The organism is Thermosipho ferrireducens, assembly GCF_017358165.1.
Lineage (GTDB): Bacteria > Thermotogota > Thermotogae > Thermotogales > Fervidobacteriaceae > Thermosipho_B > Thermosipho_B ferrireducens.
Genome location: NZ_CP071446.1, coordinates 1,858,207 through 1,877,488 on the forward strand (window position 1 = coordinate 1,858,207; position 19,282 = coordinate 1,877,488).

Here is a 19,282-nt window from a genome sequence, read left to right on the forward strand (position 1 = left end):
CAGCAAAAGCCCTCTATAGTTGCTGCTGTTTCTGCCAGAAAAAGGAAAACACTTTTTATTTTTTATTCTCTTTTACTAACCCTCGCAAGATCCTTCGCATTTCGTGCTCAAGACAGGCCTCGCTAACTCTCGCTAATAATAAGATTCCTCGTCACTACGTTCCTCGGAATGACACTGGTGGGGGATTTCTGCCTTTTCCTGCCCCTCGGAATGACACAGATGAGGGAATTCCTTGCTTTCTTGTTCTTTGAAATGAAAGCCTCTTTTTCTGTCATCCCGAGCGTATGCGAGGGATCTTATTCTTTTTACTAACTCTCGCAAGATCCTTCGCACTTTGTGCTCAGGACAAGCCTTGCTAATCTCGCCAACCTTGCCAATAAGGATCATTTTTCAAGAGGCATTTCCTGGAATTTTAATAAATAAAATTGTCCGGATAAAATGTTCAAGAATAAATCTGGTAAAAAATTTATTATAAAATAAATCAAAGAAAAATCTAAAATGAAATATACAATCCATAATTTTTCAGCAATAGCCACTGGATCGCCAAAAAGTGAGAACAGAGGATATAAAAATATAGCTGGTATTGTAATATGATAACCAAGTACAAACAATGTATTTCTTCCAAAAACTAAAAAAATTCTTTTTAAAAATTTAGTTTTTATTAAACAGGCACCGGAAATTGTAAGGATTATCCACAAAAATTCTACAAAATAAGAAATCAAAGGATTTTTCCCATAAAAGTTGAATTGCCAGTCCACATTGCCATTAATGTTTATAAGAAATATAATTCCAGATAGAGAAAGTATAAAATACAACCACGGAACTTTAAATTTAAAATTAAAACCACGACGTTTCAATAACCACCCTAAATAAAAATAAATCAACCCGTGAAAAGCCACACTTATTTTGAAAACCAAAAAACTGTTCCCAAAATATGTAAATAAAATTGACATCACCGGAATCAAATGAACAATTTTTAATTTTTTCATTATAAGAAACAACATTTCCGCCACAAAAAACATGTACAAATACCATAATGGTATAACTGTCACAGGCACACTTCCTAAATCATCCAGCAAACCAAGAAAAATGTGCTTAAAAAAATTCAAAAAAATCTGAGGACTATTATAAACACCTGTCCATAAATTAAAAACTTCAAAAATCAGAAGATTAAAAAAAGCCATAAAAAAATATGGTATTAAAATCCCTTTAAAAAGCTTTTTAAACCTCTCATAAAATCCATAATCTTTATAAAGATATCCTGAAATAAATAAAAAAGCTGATAGCAAATACGATATAAAAGCGAATACTCCTTCAGGAACCATCGAGTGTGCCAGAACGACGGCTATTATAAGCAAGCCCCTGGCGTAATCAATTGTCTCAATTCGCATTCAATCCCCCCTGTTGTAAATATAATAACATATTTAACATATCTGTTAATACTTATCTCTTATCATTTTTAAACAAAGATGGTAAAATTTAACTCGCATCCAATGTTATTGAGGAGGTTAAAGTTTGAAAATATTTATTAAAACTTACGGTTGTCAGATGAATGAAAATGATAGCGAAGTAGCAAAACACTATCTTGAGTTGGCCGGTTACGAGATAGTTGAAAATGACAATGATGCTGAACTTGTCATATTAAACACGTGTGCTGTAAGAAAAAAATCGGAGGAAAAAGCGTACAGTTACATAGGAGAATTGATAAAAAATAGAAAAAAAGTTGGACTTATGGGGTGTGTAGCGGAAAAAGAGAAAGAATACCTCTTTAAAAGAGGTATATCATTCATTCTCGGTACCCGCGCAATTCCAAGAATAGTTGAAGCTGTTGAAAACTCACTACATGGGAAAAAAGTAGCATATTTTGAAGATTTAATAGATAAGATAGATTACACATCGATTTCAAGAAAAGCTTCAAAACATCATGCCTGGGTAACCATAATTTACGGATGCAATAGATTTTGTACTTATTGTATAGTTCCTTACACCCGTGGAAGAGAAAAGTCAAGAAAGTTAGAAGAAATTCTTTTAGAAGTCAACAAACTGGCTTCCAGTGGTGTAAAGGAGATAACATTTTTGGGACAAAATGTGGATGCTTATGGAAAAGATTTAAAAGATGGCACAAATCTTGCAAAATTACTACACAAAGCATCAGAAATAAATAACATAGAAAGGCTATGGTTTTTAACCTCATATCCCACGGATTTTTCTCTGGACATTGCATATGAGATTTCGAAAAATCGAAAAATTTCAAAAAATATACATCTTCCTGTTCAACACGGCAGCAACGATATACTTAAAAAAATGAATAGAAGATATACACGAGAAGATTATATTGAACTTATCAAACAAATAAGAGAAATTGTACCAGATGCTTCAATTTCAAGTGATATAATTGTTGGTTTTCCTGGCGAAACAGAAAAGGATTTTGAAGATACTGTAAAACTTGTAAAAGAGATTAAATTCGAACGTTTAAATTTAGCTATATACTCTCCACGTGAGGGAACTATAGCATGGAAATATTTTAAAGACGATGTTCCAAGGATAGTTAAAACCAAAAGAATGGCATATTTATTAAATCTTCAAAAAGATATTAACAGACAGCTCAATGAACAATACTTAAATAAAGAAACAGAGATAATTGTTGAAGCCCGGGCAAATTCTGGATTGTTATATGGAAGAGACATAAGAAATAAGATAATATCCTTCGGTGGTAACCCTGAATTAATAGGCAAAAAAGTCATTATAAAAATAGAAAAAGTCACAGCAGGACCTCTTTATGGAAAACTAATAAAAATATTAGATTAATCATACCTAAAGGGGGAGTTTTATGACAAACGTTTCAAAAAGAGAGATAATAAGTGAATACATTTTGTCAACTATAGGTGTTATAATAACAGCAGTTGGTCTGGTAGTTTTTTTAATACCTAATAATATTGCAGCAGGAGGAGCTTCTGGATTAGCAATAATTTTACATTCTATTATTTCTCTACCTGTTGGTATATGGATGTATATTATAAACATAGTTCTATTTTTAGTAGCTTTTGTTACAATAGGTTTTGATTTTAGCTATAAAACAATATATTGTACTTTTTTACTGAATTTTCTTATAGATTTTTTTGACCGAATTGTCCCCCTTCCAAAATACAGTGGTGAAGATTTAATATTAGCAGTACTATTTGGTGACATCTTAACAGCTATTGGTATGGCAATAACATTTGCTCAAAACTCTTCAACTGGTGGCACAGACATTTTAGCAAAAATATTCAACAAATTTTTCAGCTCTCCAATGGGTACAACTTTACTTTTTATTGATTTCTTCATAGGAATACTTGCAGGGTTGACCTTCAACGCATCGATTGGTATGTACTCAATTCTTGCTATAATAATCAACGGTATTACCATTGACTTTGTATTAAAAGGTCTGGAACTTGCAATTACTGTGACCATTATAACAGACCAAAAAGAAGAAATAGCGGATTTTATACTCAAAAAGATGGGAAGGGGCTTTACATATTTACATGGAATAGGTGGTTATACTGGAAAAGAAAGAGATATAATATATGTAGCGCTGAGAAGAAAAGAACTCAATGAACTGATACATTTTGTTAAAAAAGTTGATCATGATGCGTTTGTCATTGTAAATGAATCTCGATACGTTTTAGGAGAAGGGTTCAAAAAAAGGTTATAAAACCAGAAGGGGTGAGTTACTTATGAAAGCCCTGTTAATTATTGATGTACAAAATGATTTTGCAACGCCGAAAGGTAGCCTGTATTTCAAAGGTGCAGAAAATGTTATTGACCCTATTAAAAAACTCATATTAAAATTCAAAGAAAAAGAATTACCAATATTTTACACTCAGGACTGGCATTTACAAAATGATCCCGAGTTCAACATCTGGCCTCAACATTGTGTTGAAAATACTCCTGGCGCAGAAATAGTTGATGATATAAAAAAAGTTCTTGAAAACTATGATAAAGCTTTCTCCATAAAAAAAACCAGATACTCAGCTTTTTATAATACAAATTTTGATAAAATGTTAAAAGAACTGAACATAACCGAAATCGATGTGGTAGGCTTAGTAACAAACATATGCGTGTTATTCACAGTGGAAGAACTAAGAAATAGGCAGATTGAAACAAATGTATACAAAAACTGCGTAGCATCATACGATAAAGAATTACACAACTTATCATTAAAGTTAATGAAAGAAGTACTAAGAGCAAATATTATTGAATAAATTAACAGGAGCTGATTGTGTGAACCAAAACATAATAAAAAGAGTGGCCTTTGTTGCTCTTTTAACCAACACAATACTTGCAGGGTTTAAAGTATTTGTTGGTATTTTATTTAACAGTATGGCTGTACTAGCAGATGGGATAGATACCTCAACAGACATACTAACGTCCACAGTAGTTCTTATATCTACAAAAATCTCAGCAAAACCACCTGATGAAACCCATCCATACGGTCATCAAAAATCTGAAAACATTGGTGCGAAAATTGTATCATTCGTCATTTTCTATGCCGGTGTTTCTCTTTTAATAGAAAGTATCAAAAGGCTCGTCACAGGTAACTATTTTGTTATCACAAGCTTTATACCACTTTTAATAACAATCGTATCACTTATTGGAAAAACTTTCTTATTTATAATAGAATACAAAACTGGAAAAAAGTACAACAGTGCATCCATGCTTGCAGAAGCTTTAAACATGCGGAACGACATATTATTATCAACATTGGTTTTTCTGGGGGTATTTTTCAACAAACTTGGAATACCATGGATGGATCCCGTTGTTGGAGTTATAATGTCTGGTATAATAATAAAAGTAGCTTTTGAAATTTTTACAGAAAATGTATACGATTTAATGGATGGGTTAAAGCCAGAAGATATGTGGATTTACAATACTATATTCAATTCATGTAAAGAATGTGACGGAGTTTACAATCCGCACAAAGTTCGTGTAAGAAAGATAGGAAATCTTTACGACATAGACATGGATATAGAAGTTAGTCCGCATCTTACTGTTAGTAAAGCACATGATTTAACATTGTGTTTAAAGAAAAAAATATTATCCAAAACCGACAGAATATTTGATGTTGTGATTCATGTTGAACCTATTGGAAACCTTGAAAAAGAGCCTTTTGGATTAGGGGAGAAAAATGAAAAAATTAACGACGATTTTAGTAATAACTCTATCAATAATAATCCTGGGAATTAACAAAAATCAAATACTTGATGTTTCAAAGAGCAATCCAGAAAGAGCCTGGGGAATGTTTCTTGATTATGTCCTTGAAAATCCTACAGATACCTCACTGGAAAATATTGGTCACATCATAAAAGCGAAACTCACATTAAAAAATATTTCCGGTTTTGATTTTGCCATTCAAGAAAATTTTGACGAATTTATAAACTACGTTCAAAATACCACTCCACCTGCAAGTATATTAAATTCACTTTTAACTATTTTCCCTCAAACCAATGAAAGTGTACGTAAAGCCATTGAAACTCCTGAGTTTGACACTTTTAATCGGTATTTAAGACTGCTAAAAATAGTAAATCCAGAAATAAATTCAAAAATTGCGGGGAAAAATCTTGTCAATTTTTTTGTAAAATATCCGACGTTTTTATCATACGATAACATATCACTTTTGAAACTCAGTAAATATTCAAAAGATATAGGAACCAATATGCTGATTTATATAGCTACGAACATAAACGATTTTGATGAAAAAAATATCCCCATAATTGCAAGAATAATAGAAATAGCAAAAGAGCTTGGAGGAAACCTGAGTTCGAGTATTTTAAAAGCAATAGAGACGTACGCCAGCATAACCAGAAGATTATCAGAAAATTTAACTCAGGACGAACTATTTCAAATAAAAAAAGAAATAACAGAACTACCTGTAAAGCACTCACTTCTTACTCAAACAGTTGAAAAAAAATTAAACAACATCAACGAAAATTCCGAAATAAAAAATATTCCGGAAAATTTGAATATCAAAAAGAACACAAAAAAAGATTTTAATATTATACCATGGCTTTCAACATCACTGTTATTCATACTAATTTCATTTAGAATCATAAGATTTTACATCTTCTACATTTTTGGATTAAAAAAGCTTGCAGCTCTCACCTACAAAAAGATTGTAAATAACTCACCAATGGATGAAGAAAAACATTTAAGATTAGCCCAACTATACGAAGAAGCTGGAATGTACGATGAAGCTCTTGAAGAATACAATTTGATAAAAAGATTAAAATTATAATTTCAACCCACTCTTTCCATGGGAATTATACAGATCGTCGTAAAAAAGTGTCTAATAGATTTACTTACAGCAATTGTTTATCTCAAATTCAAACATCAAATAGAAAAGTGGGCTGCTTTTAAACAGCCCACTTTTTTAGATTAAAATAAACCATAAAAATTTCTCTATTTCAAAAATGACTAATTGCTCTTGTTACCACCATTTCGCTACCTGGAATTTCAAGCCTGGATTTTTCGCTGTTCCAATTTCTGTTGCATCTGGCAGGATTTTAACGAGTTCATTATAAGTAACATCATCTTTTGTATACCATACTTCACCGCTATAATAAGTAGAATTATCAGTTATAGAATAATCGTAACTACTTTTCAAATCTGCCCCTGTTAAATAATTGGTTAAATCAGTAAATGTAGATGGAGTACTCTGTTCAATATTTATATAACTCTCAATTGCTGTTTTTAAATTTCTCAAATTCTGTGCAACCTGAGTTGCTTTGGCCTTTCTAACCGCATTCAACGCTACAGGTGTTGCAACAGATAACAGTGCTGCAATAACTGCTAACACAATCAAAAGTTCAACCAAAGTAAAACCTTTCCTCATTTTCATAAACCCCACCTCCCAAAATAATTAAGATTCTAACTTAAATTCATGTCTCATTCTATCACATTACACTGGTTTATGTCAACCGCTCTGTAATTTTCCATTAACACTTACACTTCTATTTCTCTTAAATATATCGCGGCATCTTCAGGTGGTACTGGATTGATGTAAAAACCAGAACCCCATTCAAACCCTGCTACTCTTGTCAACCTTGGCATTATCTCAACATGCCAGTGATAATATATTTTCCCTTCTTCGTAAGTTGGAGACGTATGTATTACAAAATTATACGGTGGATTATCGAGAACGGAATATATCCTGTAAAGTGTATTTTTTAAAATTATTGCAAATTTTTCAATCTCAGGTTCCGTAATCGTCCCAAAATTATGATTATGTCTTTTGGGAAGAATCCAGACCTCAAATGGAAAGCGTGAAGCATATGGCGCAAAAGCTATAAAATGTTCGTTTTCTTCTATTATTCTTTTATTTTCTATTTTTTCCTGAGAAATCATATCGCAAAACACACATCTTTCCTTGTAATCATAGTAATCTTTTGCCCCGTTTAGCTCTTCCTGAACCCTTTTTGGGACACTTGGAACGGCTATTATCTGACTATGTGGATGCACTAAAGATGCTCCTCCAAGAATACCGTGGTTCCTGAATATAAGTACATATTTTATTCGCTCATCTTCTGCGATGGCATTATACCTTTTTACATATGCCCACACAACTTCTTTTGCCTGTTCAGGGTCAAGTAACGCAAAAGTACTGGAATGATCCGGAGTTTCAATTATAACCTCATGATATCCAAAGCCAGTCATCGCATCATACATTCCGTGACCGTATTTTTGAATTTTTAACTCTGGATTAACCGCAGGAAATTTATTTGGAACAACTCTTACCCACCAGCCAGGAGTGTTGGGCTCTGTATCTGCAGGTCTAAACGCTAATATTTCAGGAGGTGTAGTATGTTCATTACCATAATCAAATGGACAAAAACCTCCCTGTTTCTCCTCGCTCGGTACAGAGAAATCATGCGGCCTTTTTGCTCTCTCAGTAGCGATTATTACCCATCTTTTAACCACTGGATCCTTTCTATACTCTGGCATATCAACACAACCTCCTCAGTATTTACACAATTTTATTTTTTGCACGTGTATAAAGTTTAATATATTCTTTTGCTGATCTTTCCCATGAAAGATCTGTTGTCATTGCATTTTTAATTAATTTTCTCCAATGCTGTTTTTTGTTAAAGTAAATATCAACAGAACGTGCTATTGCCCTCAACAGATGAGCCGAATCATATTCCTTGAATCCAAAACCGTTTCCTTTCATTGTACTTTCATCATATTCCATTACAGTATCTGCGAGTCCACCTGTATACCTGACAACTGGAATTGTGCCATATCTTAAACTATACATTTGTCCCAAACCGCAAGGTTCGTATCTTGATGGCATTAAAAACATATCACTTGCAGCATATATTTTCTGAGCAAGCGTCACATCAAATTTTATATTTGCTGATACTTTTTCTGGAAATTCTTTTGCGATATCCTCAAAAAGTTTTTCATATTTTTCATCTCCCGTACCAAGTAACACAAACTGGACGTTGAACAACGTTATATACCTAAAAATATCCGCAAGAATATCGAGTCCTTTTTGATCAACAAGTCTATTAATCATACCAATAACTGGAACATCTTTTACCGGCAATCCCATTTCTTCTTGAAGTTTCTTTTTGTTTTCATACTTTTTTTCTATGTCATCAATTGAATAATTAACATATATCCTATCGTCAGTGGCAGGATTGTATTCTTCGTAATCTATACCATTTAATATTCCATATAAATCAGCTGCTCTAAGTCTTAAAACCCCATCAAGCTTTTCTCCGTATTCTTTTGTTTGAATTTCCTGCGAATATGTTGGACTAACCGTGTTTATAACATCTGAAAATAGTATTCCTCCTTTTAAAAAGTTTATCTTTCCATAAAACTCTATACCGTCTATATTGTAAAGATATTCTGGTAAACCTGCAAATTCCAGATACTTTTGATCAAAAATCCCCTGATACCCAAGATTGTGAATTGTTAACACAACAGCTGCTTTAAAAAATTCAGGAACTTCCTTATAAAGACTTTTCAAATACACGGGAATTAAGGCAGTTTGCCAATCGTTTACGTGGAAGATATCAAATTTGAGCTTAAGATTTTTTATCGCTTCAAGAACAGCAGCTGAAAAATAAATTGCCTGTTCAGCAAGATCAGGACCATCATAAACTTTTTCTGCAGAAAAATAATAATCATTTGAAATCAAGTATACAGGTACATTGCTCTTTGGTAACTTTGTTTCGTAGATATCAAATTTTTCGTCTGTTTTTAAAAAAGGAACATTAAGACCTTCTTTGATTTTTTTTAACGTATACCCAAATTTCTCAGCACCTTTTTCAACAACTCTATGTTTTGGCATAAATATTATGGGCTTGGTTCCATGTTTTTCAAGGTATTTTGGAAGTGCTCCTACCACATCAGCAAGTCCCCCAACTTTTGCAAATGGATAAACTTCATAAGATATTAACGCCACTTTCATAAAGCTCACCTCCAGTTTTTTAAATCAACCACCCCATCATGAGTCAAGACCAAATAATCGCAATTATCAACCATTTCTCGAACAAATCTTGCGCAATCATCGTTTCTTAACATCCTCATTATATCATAGAACTCCACCCTCGTCATTACAATATCTCCAGCAAAAAATACTTTTCCCATATTTTCTGTTTCTACAACAAAAGAACAGTGTTCTTTTGCATGCCACGGTGTATGATATACCTTAATTTTATCAAATAAAATATCTCCGTCTTTGAATGTCCGGGCTTTTTTCCATGAATTCATAACCGCAAGATATTGTTTTCCAACTATCATTCCAAACTTTTCGTAACTTTTCTTCAAATAATTTTCATGAATATGAACTGTGGCCTCCGGGAAAAACATTGAATTATACGCATGATCAAGGTGAAAATGTGTTAAAACAACATCGGTGATTTCTTCAACTTTAAGTCCTAACTCTTTCAATTTATTCTCCAGAAACGCATGAGTTACATAATCTCCAGGTTCCAGTATTATTTTTTTATCTTTATCATAGAGTAATGCAATTGTACTATAAGTAGCTTTTACCACGCTGGAAATGTTTATAATTCCTCCTTCAAGCAAAATCTCTAATTTCATGAAAAACTCCTCCTTTACTTTAATCCGTAGCGCTCTATTTTATAATACAAAGTTCTTATACTTATCCCAAGTTTTTCTGCTGTTTTTGTCCTATCACCATTGTTTTCTTTAAGCACTTTTTCTATAACTTTTCTTTCAAAATCTTCTACAAGAACTTTAAGTGGCCCTTCGATTTTATATGACTCTACACTCGTTTCTAAATGAAGAGGTGGTAAATGCCTTTTTTCTATAACATTTTCGTTCATATTCATATTTATTATTGCCCTTCCAATAATGTTTTCCAGCTCTCTCACATTTCCAGGCCAATCATATGAAACTAAGTATCGTATAGCTGCTGGAGAAATACCATCTACTACACGTCCGTATTGTTGACCTATCTTTTTTACCATATACATTGCAAGTGCGGGGATATCTTTTTTTCTTTCTCTCAAAGAAGGTAGATGTATCGGGAATACATTTAATCTAAAATATAAATCTGGAAGAAATTCACCTTTTTTTACCATACTTTCTAAATCCATATTAGTAGCTGCTATTATCCGCACATCAACTCTCTTTGGTTTGCTTCCACCTACAGGCATAAACTCTTTTCGTTCAATAAACCTTAAAATCTTAGCCTGAAGTTGAACTGGCATCTTTCCTATTTCATCAAGGAAAAGCGTGCCCCCATTTGCCTCCTCTATCAATCCTTTTTTACCGCCACGCTTTGCCCCGGTAAAAGCTCCCTCTTCATATCCAAAAAGTTCAGATTCCAGAATGCTTTCCGGTATAGCGGAGCAATTGACACTAACAAAGGGACCATTACGCCTAAAACTTGCATTGTGAATAGCATGTGCAAATAACTCCTTTCCAGTTCCACTTTCTCCCCTTAAAAGCACAGTAGCTGGGGTATTTGCGACTTTAAGCGCCTGCTCCTTGGCCATTACGAATTTCTCGCTATCGCCTATAATATCCTCAAATGTGTATTGGGCCTTCAAATGCCTCATCATTCTTCTTACTTCTTCAAGTTCTTTTGTAAGACTTATTATTTTTGAAACATCGTGTACTACAGCCACACTTCCACTAAATTTACCTTTCACAAAAAGAGGCGTCGCATTTACAACCACTTCTTTATGAGCCGGCCCAACTTTTAATCGCGCGCCGTAAATAGGCTTTTTTGTTTTTGAAATTAGGATATGTATACTTTCTCCTTCCGCTATATCTACAGTTGCCGGCTTTCCTATTACCTCTTCAGGTTTAAGGCCTGTTATTTCTGTATACGCTTTGTTAACAAGCACAACATTCCCATATTCATCGGCAACAGAAATCGCATCATAGGTAGAATCAATAATAGCTTTAAGTCGCGCTTCTATCTCGTGTAAATCAGTTATTTCTTCAGCCAGTTTTTTCACACTTGTAATATCACGAAAAACTGCAACCGCTCCTACAACATTTCCTTCTAAGTCTTTCAATGGCATTCTTGAGGTTATAATCACACTTTCTCCAGCGTGTTGTATTTTATCTATTTCTGGAATACCTGTTCGAACAACAATATGCAATCTGGTATTTGGAACCACTTCAGTCACAGGTTTCCCAACAATATCACTTGGTAAATTAAGAAGACGCGCTGCCATCTTATTAAAATATAGGACGCGCGCGTCTTCATCAACGATAATTACACCTTCTATGATGGATTCTAAAACTGTTCTAAAAAATTTTACAAGCTCCAAAATTATCAGCTCCTCGAACCTTTCATTCTCCAATAACTTTTACTACCACTCTTTTGCGTCTCTGGCCATCGTATTCTGCATAAAAAATCTGCTCCCATGGGCCTAAATCAAGTTTCCCATTGGTCACTGGCAAAACAACCTGATGATGAGTTAATATTCTTTTCAAATGGGCATCTCCATTATCTTCTCCTGTCCAGTGATGCTTGTAGTCCCCAACAGGTGCCATTCTTTCAAGCCATTCCCAGATATCCTGATGTAATCCCGATTCATTATCATTTACAATTATCCCGGCTGTAATATGCATGGCAGAGACCAGGCAAAACCCCTCTTTTATATTGCTTTTTTTCACAATTTTATCTATAACATCTGTGATCCTGATAAGCTCTTTTCTTTTCTTTGTATTAAACCACAGATACTCCGTATAACTTTTCAAAGCAATACCTCCTTTCATTTGTTGCGTTTAAATGATACTTCTAATATCTTTAAAATTAATTCATCATAAGAATATCCTGCTGCTTCCGCCATTTTTGTTATATCAGAATACACCGGAACAAGCTGGGGTAAAGAATTAATTTCAAGGAAATATATCTCATCATCTCTTATTCTAACATCCATTCTGGCATAATCCTTTAAAGACAGCACTTTAAAAACCTTTCTTGCATAATCTTTTAACTTTTCCTCTACATTTTTATCTATCCTTGCTGGACACACATAATTTGTTTGTTCCCCATAATAATGTTTTACCTCATAAGAATAAAATCTTTCTAAATTTTCGGGTAAAGTAGAAAAATCTATTTCAAGAATCGGCAAAACTTCAAGATTTTTATTATTACCTATCAACCCAACACTGACTTCTATCCCATCAATGAACTCTTCAACAAGCGCAGGTTGCTTAAATTCTCGATGAACTTTCTCTACCTGTTTTCTCAAATCTTCTATATTATCAACCACAGAATCTCTTGTTATTCCCTTGGCACTTCCTTCTCTTGAGGGTTTGACAATAGACACTTTTTTTATATCTATTGGAGTATCTCCGATATTATAAACTTCAAAATCAGGTGTGGGAATTCCATAATGCCTTAAAATAATTTTTGTTGTAATTTTATCCAGACAGACAGCGTGCGAATAAGCATTAGAACCTGTGTATGGTATTCCAAGTTTATCAAGAACAGCGGGAACGTGCATCTGTTTTGTTTCCTTTCCACCCTTATTGGATAGATTAAATACATAATCAAAATTCTTAATTTTTTTAACAAAATCATCATCAAACGCTATTTTTACACAATCATATTTCTTGGAGATGGCTGAATAAACGCTATCAACCATTAATCTTTCTTCATCGCTTATGTCACAGTCATGCACTACAGCAATTCTCATTCATCCACCTCCTTATGTTTCGAATATTTATATTCAATTATTCCTTTATCATTAACTTTCTTCATGAATTTTAACCTAAAAAAATTATATCATACACAAAACAGTTTTTTTGTTAAAACGTGAGGACTCCAACTCACCTTTGTCATTCCGAACCCGAAGGGTTAGGAATCTTATTATTAGCAAGGTTGGCGAGTGTTAGCGAGGCCTGTCCTGAGGAGTAAAACGACGAAGGATCTTGCGAGAGTTAGTAAAAAGAATAAGATCCCTCGCATACGCTCGGGATGACAGAAAAAGAGACTTTCATTTCAAAGAACAAGAAAGCAAGGAATTCCCCCATCTGTGTCATTCCGAGGGGCAAGAAAGGGTAGAAATCCCCCACCAGTGTCATTCCAAGGAGCGGGCAGGCGAGGAATCTTATAACTGGCAAGGTTAGTTTATTTTTTCAACCTCTCTTAATTAACTTTAATCTCTCATTTTCTTTTAAAATCTTTCCGTTCTCATCCACAGCAAAAGACGCGCCATTTATTATTCTTGTTTCAAATCTTCCCCTTGCCACAGAAAGTCCTTTTAATCCAGGAGCATCTAATATTCCAGACTTAATTGCATTATAAATCACTACAGGTTCTATTAACGGATCTTTATATTCTTTCCCTGAGTCTTTTATAGCTTCTATAATCAACATAGCTTCTTCTTTTAAGACTTCAATTCTTTCACGTAAATCTTTATCAAAACTTATATCAGGTAACCCTGCCATAGTATTTTTTATTACCTGTTTAACCATTTTCACGCTTTCTATAATTTCTTTACTCGTAGCCCTTTTTATAGCTTCTGAATAAGACACAACATGAATTATGTGAGGTTTGAGCCACATTCCATAAAACATAGTGCTGGTAAGTTGCCCCATTGCTCTAAATTCTTCTGCGGGAAATGAAAGTAAGCCGGTGCGTATCATAGTAAAGGAAATAAAGTTTTCATCGTGTAATGATTCTATCAACTGTTTTTTTGCGATTTGCTTGGCTAAATCGTACTTTGGCGATAGACCCGGAGGTGTTGAGAGCATGTATTGAGCAACATAATGCTTTACCCCAAGTTTCTTCGCATTATATGCTGCCAGATATGCCACAGCTACTTCCATGGCATCGTGGGCATAACGTAAAGACCACTGATGCGCCTCGTTTACTTCAACAGGTACTCCATTGGCAGCGTTCCATTTTATAGCTTCCTGGTTTTCTTTTATAGCTTCTAAAAGCTCTCTATCAGAGCGCCTATCAAGTTCTGAATACCAGGTTAGGGGTACAGCGGCCCAGGCATTATTAATTGTTTCTTTCAAAAGTCTGGAAAATTCCAGTAAATTCTTTGTTCCAGAATAACATCTCATAAGAGGAAAATTTCCTCTTCTTGTAGCCTGGTACATTCTTTCAAAATCTTCTCTTGTTCTTAAAGGAACACCACCGGCCCCATCTTGCTTCTTATCCATTTTATCTGGTTCAAAAAAATACTGCTGACAGTTTTGATCTGGAGCAAGCGATATTATATCTAACAATCTGGATTCTGCTAATATTTTTATATGCTTTTCCGTTTCTTCAATTGTTGACAAACCTATATGATGCCTTATCAATGGATATGGACTTTTATACTTTATTCTTTCAACCAGAGTTTGAGGAAGGATTTCATTGGCTTTATTTTTCCCCTTAACAACATTTCTAAGCCACATAACAACTTCATCAAACTCTTCTCTTCCATCAAAAACTTTGCTTATAAAAGAAAATTTCCTGGCAATATTTCCTGTTTCTACTGTTCCACCAAATACGTAAATTTTATTAAGAAGTTTCTGAGCTTTCAATTTCTTTTCAAGATCAGCAAGTAATTGATATAACGCTTCTGGATCAAGTCTATAACTAATCGCTACAATATCTGGATCAAATTCTATTACAGCACCTACAAATTTATCCAGCTCGACAGCCCCACCAAGATATTCTGTTTTATATCCCTCATTTTCTGCCATTTTTAAAAAATTCAAAAGGCCTGCTATATGAACGCAACTACCTATTGCAGCTCCAAGAATTTTTTTCAATTTAAATCACCCTCTTTGAGAAGTCTATTTATCTGAGAAAGGGTGAGATTTGCTATTCCTAATTTTTCAAGGGTTCTTCCCTCTCTGTAAAAGTCGCGATTCATCATAATCGAAGCAATATATATTATTGAATCTATGGCAGGAGTAGCTATTCCTAATTTTTTTGCCATAGAAGAAATGGGAACAAGACTCATAGGAACATCCTCAAATATATATCTATTTTGCAAACTTGGTGGTGCAATAATCCCCTGATAACCACTATTATTATGAATTGCTTCATATAAATTCATACCAAGAACATCGTAGGCATAATTCAACCACTCCACAGATGTCATTGGTTCAAGCCCCAGAGTTCTTGCAACAGCACATCTTTCAGAGTCTATTTTTTCAAGTACTTTCGCAATTGATGGTGTTATACCCTCAAGATAAAACTCAAACTTTCCAAATGTGCTTTCCACTCTTCCAGCATTCAATATCAATGTAGCAGGATGGAATACTGCTCCAATATTGTTAAAGCTTGTGTATAACGTAGACTCAACCACCTGCATTTCAGGTATTACTTCCTCTACAACGTCTTTTAATTCATTGTTTTTTCTCGCAGGAAGCGCCGAAACAGGAACGGCATTCTTTATTTTGAATATATGGGATACACCGGGATTTGATGTACGAGAAGCAAATAAAAAAGTTTGTGCTTCAGCAACAATTATTTCTTTCTTCATTCCCTCTCTTTTTAAAACCTCCCAGAATTCCAGTGCGCCAAAAGTTCTTCCAGGATTTAAAATAAAAATCTGCCCATTTTTAACATAAGGTGCCACTTTTTTTGCTATATCAGCATGAGCAAAAGCAGGAACAACTATCATTATCAATTTAGCATTTTCCAGCGCTTTTTCTAAATCAGTAGTGACCTCATCAATAGTCACCGTAGCGTTAATCTGCCCCTCAAGTTTTATTTGCCGTGAAGTTTTAAAAGCAGAAATTCTTCGAAGTGATCTATTATACAAAGTTATGTTATACCCTCTCATCCCCAGAAATCCAGCAAGTGCTAATCCACCGTTGCCGGCTCCAATAACACATATGTTCATCCAATCACCCCCTTTAAATAGTGTCAGTACATTTGCTCTGGATCAACTATATTTTTAGGTTTACCTTTCATAATAAAGTGCTCTATATTCTCAATCAACTCGTCTATTCGCCCTTCCTGTCCCTCTATAGTATATCCCCCAACGTGAGGAGAAATCACCACGTTTTTAAACTTGTGAATTGGATAATTGAACGGTAACACCACACTTTTTTCTTTTCCAGGGTAATTGTACCAAACATCACTTGCGTATCCCGCAAGGATTTTATTTTCAAGAGCTTTATACAAAGCTTTTTCTTCAATCAATTCTCCTCTACCTACATTTATCAAAAACTTATTTTTCATAAGCAATAAAACTTTCTTATTAATAATATGATAAGTCTCCTTTGTAAGAGGCAATGTCACAAAAACCACATGGGCATCTTTTATTGCGCTTTCAATGGAAGTCGTTATCAGATCAAAGTCTTTTATTTCTTTAAAAACTCTTTTGAAGCCTATTATCTTACAACCAAACCCCCGTAAAAGTTTTGCAAGATGCCTCCCGATAGTACCAGTACCAAGAATCGCAACATTTTTATTTTGAAGAGAAAACCATAAGTCTTCTTTTTTAAAACCAACTGCAAAACCATGCCATATTCCTTTTAAAAGATCATTGTGATATTCCACTACCCGTGCAGTCAACGTCAGAGCAAGCGCAAGAGCTCTCTCAGCAACTATTTTCCCATTGCCATGTGAATTCGCAACAAAAACTCCTTTTTTCTTAATCACATCCCAGGGGAGCATGTCAGCCCCTGCCCATGGTACGAATATCGCTTTTAAGTTTTTGGCTATCTCTATTTGCTCCGGTGCCACATATCCTGCCACAATAGCATCAATTTCAGGCAGTACTGTGTTAACTTCCTTTCCTGGTACTACTATCCAGCTTATATTATATTTCTTTCCCAGGTCTTCCATTTTGCTTTTCAAGTAATCATTAATTTTTGTAAGAACTAATATTTTCATTGTCTCCCTCCTCGTGTATAATGTAGTAGAAAAATTTGCAAATCAATCCAACTCTGAGTTATTATATAACTAAAGTAATTCAGTCCTTTCCTGCACATAAGTGCTTAAACTTGATAAATATCATTTACTATGTTAAAATAACACTTAATTACCTGTCAATAAAGGTGATAATGATGTTATGGATATTACTTCCCAGTGTATTGTTTGGAATAGTATTAGGAGCAAATGACGTTGCAAACGTCTTTGGTCCATTAACTGCTAATGGAGTATTAAAATATAAAAAAGCGATAATTTTTTCCAGCATATCCGTAATTTTAGGTGCCCTGCTTCAGGGAAAAGCAGGTACTGCGACTATTGGAACACTTGCTCCATTAAATGACCTTACAGGTTCAATCTCATTACTTACGGCCACAATAGTGGTTACATTTGTTAATTTTTTAAAGATTCCAGTTTCAACTACTCAAGCAATTGTTGGAAGCATCATTGGATCTGCCGTATTTTCATCTATTTCTCTAAACATCGGAAAACTACAAATAATAATTATTTCATGGATATTAACTCCAGCACTTTCATTTATTTTTGGAATACTATTTTCAAAAATTTTCTCTCTTATATTTTCCCATATAAAACACATTGTCACTCAAAATTTTCTTATAAAAATTCTCTCGTGGATTTTTCTACTTTACGGTGCTTATTCCCTGGGTGCCAACAATTTAGGTAACATTGTAGGCGTTTTAAATAAAAAATTTGATTTTTCAATACTTGCTTTAATTGGTGGAATTTCCATATCAATAGGTACTATATTTTTCAGTAAAAGAGCCACCTATAATATTGGAAAAAAGCTTATTGCACTTACTGAATTCACAGCTTTTTTAGTAGTAATAAGTGCAACCATGACTGTCTGGATATATGCGATGATAGGTATTCCAGTAAGTTTTTCGCAGTCTATATTAGGAGCAATGCTTGGGGTTAGTTTTGCAAATGGTATGAAAGCCATAAACAAAAAGGTTATTTCCAAACTTGTTTTTACATGGGTAGGAACACCAACTATAAGTTTTATAATAAGTTTTTTTATGAATTTTCTCATAAATTAAAGTCTTTCCAGACTTATTAACCTGATTCTGTTTCTTCTCTCTCCCATTTCAATAAGTTTTTTTACTTTTTTGACCATCTCTTCATCTTCGTTATCTAAACTTTCTCCTGTTTCAATTTTAGAAAGCAAGCGGTCTATGTCAAAATACGACATACCCAATATTTTTTCGTCTGTAAGACCCGGGATAAGATCAGGAGTAGCTGGTTTTTTAATAATTTTCTCCGGAACTTTCAAAAACTTTGCCATTTCAAAAATCTCCGTTTTGTAAAGGTGTAAAAGTGGCTCTATATCTGTGGCATCATCTCCCCACTTCACGTACAATCCTGTAAGAAATTCTGTTCTATTTGTTGTTCCTATAACAGCGTAATTTCTTCTTTCCGCTTCTTTGTACAAATAAACCATTCTCACTCTATGTTTCGCTCTATAATATGCAAGTCCATTCAAAAATTCCTGATCATCACTTCCTGTAACATCTGTTTCATATGGTGTTTTATTTTTAGCATAATCTTCCCATCTCTTCAACGCATACTTTGCTTTTACTTTCCATGGAATAAAATAAGCGGGCGGTTGTAATTTGTAAATTCCCAACGCCTTTAAAATACCTGTAATAGGATGCAAAGTATAACCAACGTCAAAATGTTTGCAAACCAATTTTGCATCTTTTGTACTTTCGGGGGATGAATCACGTTCAGGCAATATAAAAACAGCAATCTGTTTGCGATCCAGAGCCTTTAAAAGAAGAGCAAGTACCACGGCAGAATCAATACCACCACTTACTCCTAATACGGCTCCTTTAAAACCATATTCACTTAATCTGGAACGGATGAATTCCACTATCCGTTTCACTTCACTCTCAATATTCA

At 34.1% G+C, this 19,282-nt stretch carries 18 protein-coding genes; 6 read left to right on the forward strand and 12 right to left on the reverse strand.

Annotated elements, in window-relative coordinates; all coding sequences use genetic code 11:
• Positions 1-383: 383 nt before the first annotated feature.
• Positions 384-1,391, reverse strand: coding sequence for an acyltransferase family protein (locus JYK00_RS09105; RefSeq protein ID WP_207566585.1), 1,008 nt, complete (start codon positions 1,389-1,391; stop codon positions 384-386).
• A 124-nt stretch (positions 1,392-1,515) separates the two neighbouring features.
• Between JYK00_RS09105 and miaB the strand changes: the two genes are divergently transcribed.
• From miaB to JYK00_RS09130, 5 genes are read left to right on the forward strand one after another with little or no spacing between them, the layout of a single operon-like run.
• Positions 1,516-2,808, forward strand: a complete 1,293-nt coding sequence (gene miaB / locus JYK00_RS09110; RefSeq protein ID WP_207566586.1) for a tRNA (N6-isopentenyl adenosine(37)-C2)-methylthiotransferase MiaB — start codon at positions 1,516-1,518, stop codon at positions 2,806-2,808.
• 22 nt (positions 2,809-2,830) lie between these two features.
• Complete coding sequence (locus JYK00_RS09115) at positions 2,831-3,691, forward strand: YitT family protein (RefSeq protein ID WP_207566587.1); 861 nt, start codon at positions 2,831-2,833, stop codon at positions 3,689-3,691.
• Between the two features lie 22 nt (positions 3,692-3,713).
• A complete protein-coding gene (locus JYK00_RS09120) occupies positions 3,714-4,241 on the forward strand; it encodes an isochorismatase family cysteine hydrolase (RefSeq protein ID WP_207566588.1) in 528 nt (175 codons plus the stop codon).
• A gap of 19 nt (positions 4,242-4,260) precedes the next feature.
• Positions 4,261-5,223, forward strand: a complete 963-nt coding sequence (locus JYK00_RS09125; RefSeq protein ID WP_207566589.1) for a cation diffusion facilitator family transporter — start codon at positions 4,261-4,263, stop codon at positions 5,221-5,223.
• Entirely contained in the window at positions 5,165-6,271 is a 1,107-nt protein-coding gene (locus JYK00_RS09130; RefSeq protein WP_207566590.1) for a tetratricopeptide repeat protein, read from the forward strand. The genes JYK00_RS09125 and JYK00_RS09130 overlap by 59 nt, the downstream gene beginning before the upstream one ends.
• 192 nt (positions 6,272-6,463) lie before the next feature.
• Here JYK00_RS09130 and JYK00_RS09135 read toward each other — a convergent pair whose 3' ends face one another.
• From JYK00_RS09135 to JYK00_RS09180, 10 genes are all read right to left on the reverse strand, one after another.
• A complete protein-coding gene (locus JYK00_RS09135) occupies positions 6,464-6,868 on the reverse strand; it encodes a type II secretion system protein (protein ID WP_207567683.1) in 405 nt (134 codons plus the stop codon).
• A 110-nt stretch (positions 6,869-6,978) separates the two neighbouring features.
• Positions 6,979-7,977, reverse strand: a complete 999-nt coding sequence (gene galT / locus JYK00_RS09140; RefSeq protein WP_207566591.1) for a galactose-1-phosphate uridylyltransferase — start codon at positions 7,975-7,977, stop codon at positions 6,979-6,981.
• Positions 7,978-7,999: 22 nt separating this feature from the next.
• Positions 8,000-9,454: a glycogen synthase gene (locus tag JYK00_RS09145; RefSeq protein WP_207566592.1), complete on the reverse strand. Its 1,455-nt coding sequence runs from the start codon at positions 9,452-9,454 to the stop codon at positions 8,000-8,002.
• 5 nt (positions 9,455-9,459) lie between these two features.
• Positions 9,460-10,089, reverse strand: coding sequence for an MBL fold metallo-hydrolase (locus JYK00_RS09150; protein ID WP_207566593.1), 630 nt, complete (start codon positions 10,087-10,089; stop codon positions 9,460-9,462).
• 14 nt (positions 10,090-10,103) lie between these two features.
• On the reverse strand, positions 10,104-11,795 hold the full coding sequence (locus tag JYK00_RS09155; RefSeq protein WP_207566594.1) for a sigma-54 interaction domain-containing protein: 1,692 nt from the start codon (positions 11,793-11,795) through the stop codon (positions 10,104-10,106).
• A 22-nt stretch (positions 11,796-11,817) separates the two neighbouring features.
• On the reverse strand, positions 11,818-12,228 hold the full coding sequence (locus tag JYK00_RS09160) for a secondary thiamine-phosphate synthase enzyme YjbQ (protein ID WP_207566595.1): 411 nt from the start codon (positions 12,226-12,228) through the stop codon (positions 11,818-11,820).
• A 14-nt stretch (positions 12,229-12,242) separates the two neighbouring features.
• Positions 12,243-13,172 carry a D-alanine--D-alanine ligase family protein gene (locus JYK00_RS09165; protein ID WP_207566596.1) on the reverse strand — a complete coding sequence of 310 codons (930 nt, stop codon included), beginning with the start codon at positions 13,170-13,172 and terminating at the stop codon, positions 12,243-12,245.
• Positions 13,173-13,614: 442 nt separating this feature from the next.
• Positions 13,615-15,246: a cobalamin-dependent protein gene (locus JYK00_RS09170; protein WP_207566597.1), complete on the reverse strand. Its 1,632-nt coding sequence runs from the start codon at positions 15,244-15,246 to the stop codon at positions 13,615-13,617.
• The gene (locus tag JYK00_RS09175) at positions 15,243-16,328 is read right to left on the reverse strand and encodes an NAD/NADP-dependent octopine/nopaline dehydrogenase family protein (protein WP_207566598.1); all 1,086 of its coding nucleotides are present in this window, start codon (positions 16,326-16,328) and stop codon (positions 15,243-15,245) included. Before JYK00_RS09175 ends, JYK00_RS09170 begins: the two co-directional genes overlap by 4 nt.
• 23 nt (positions 16,329-16,351) lie before the next feature.
• On the reverse strand, positions 16,352-17,326 hold the full coding sequence (locus JYK00_RS09180) for a 2-hydroxyacid dehydrogenase (RefSeq protein ID WP_207566599.1): 975 nt from the start codon (positions 17,324-17,326) through the stop codon (positions 16,352-16,354).
• Between the two features lie 110 nt (positions 17,327-17,436).
• Between JYK00_RS09180 and JYK00_RS09185 the strand changes: the two genes are divergently transcribed.
• Positions 17,437-18,420, forward strand: a complete 984-nt coding sequence (locus tag JYK00_RS09185; RefSeq protein ID WP_207566600.1) for an inorganic phosphate transporter — start codon at positions 17,437-17,439, stop codon at positions 18,418-18,420.
• On the opposite strand, the gene nadE is transcribed toward JYK00_RS09185, so the two are convergent.
• On the reverse strand, positions 18,417-19,277 hold the full coding sequence (gene nadE, locus JYK00_RS09190) for an NAD(+) synthase (protein WP_207567684.1): 861 nt from the start codon (positions 19,275-19,277) through the stop codon (positions 18,417-18,419). The genes JYK00_RS09185 and nadE overlap by 4 nt on opposite strands.
• Positions 19,278-19,282 lie beyond the last annotated feature (5 nt).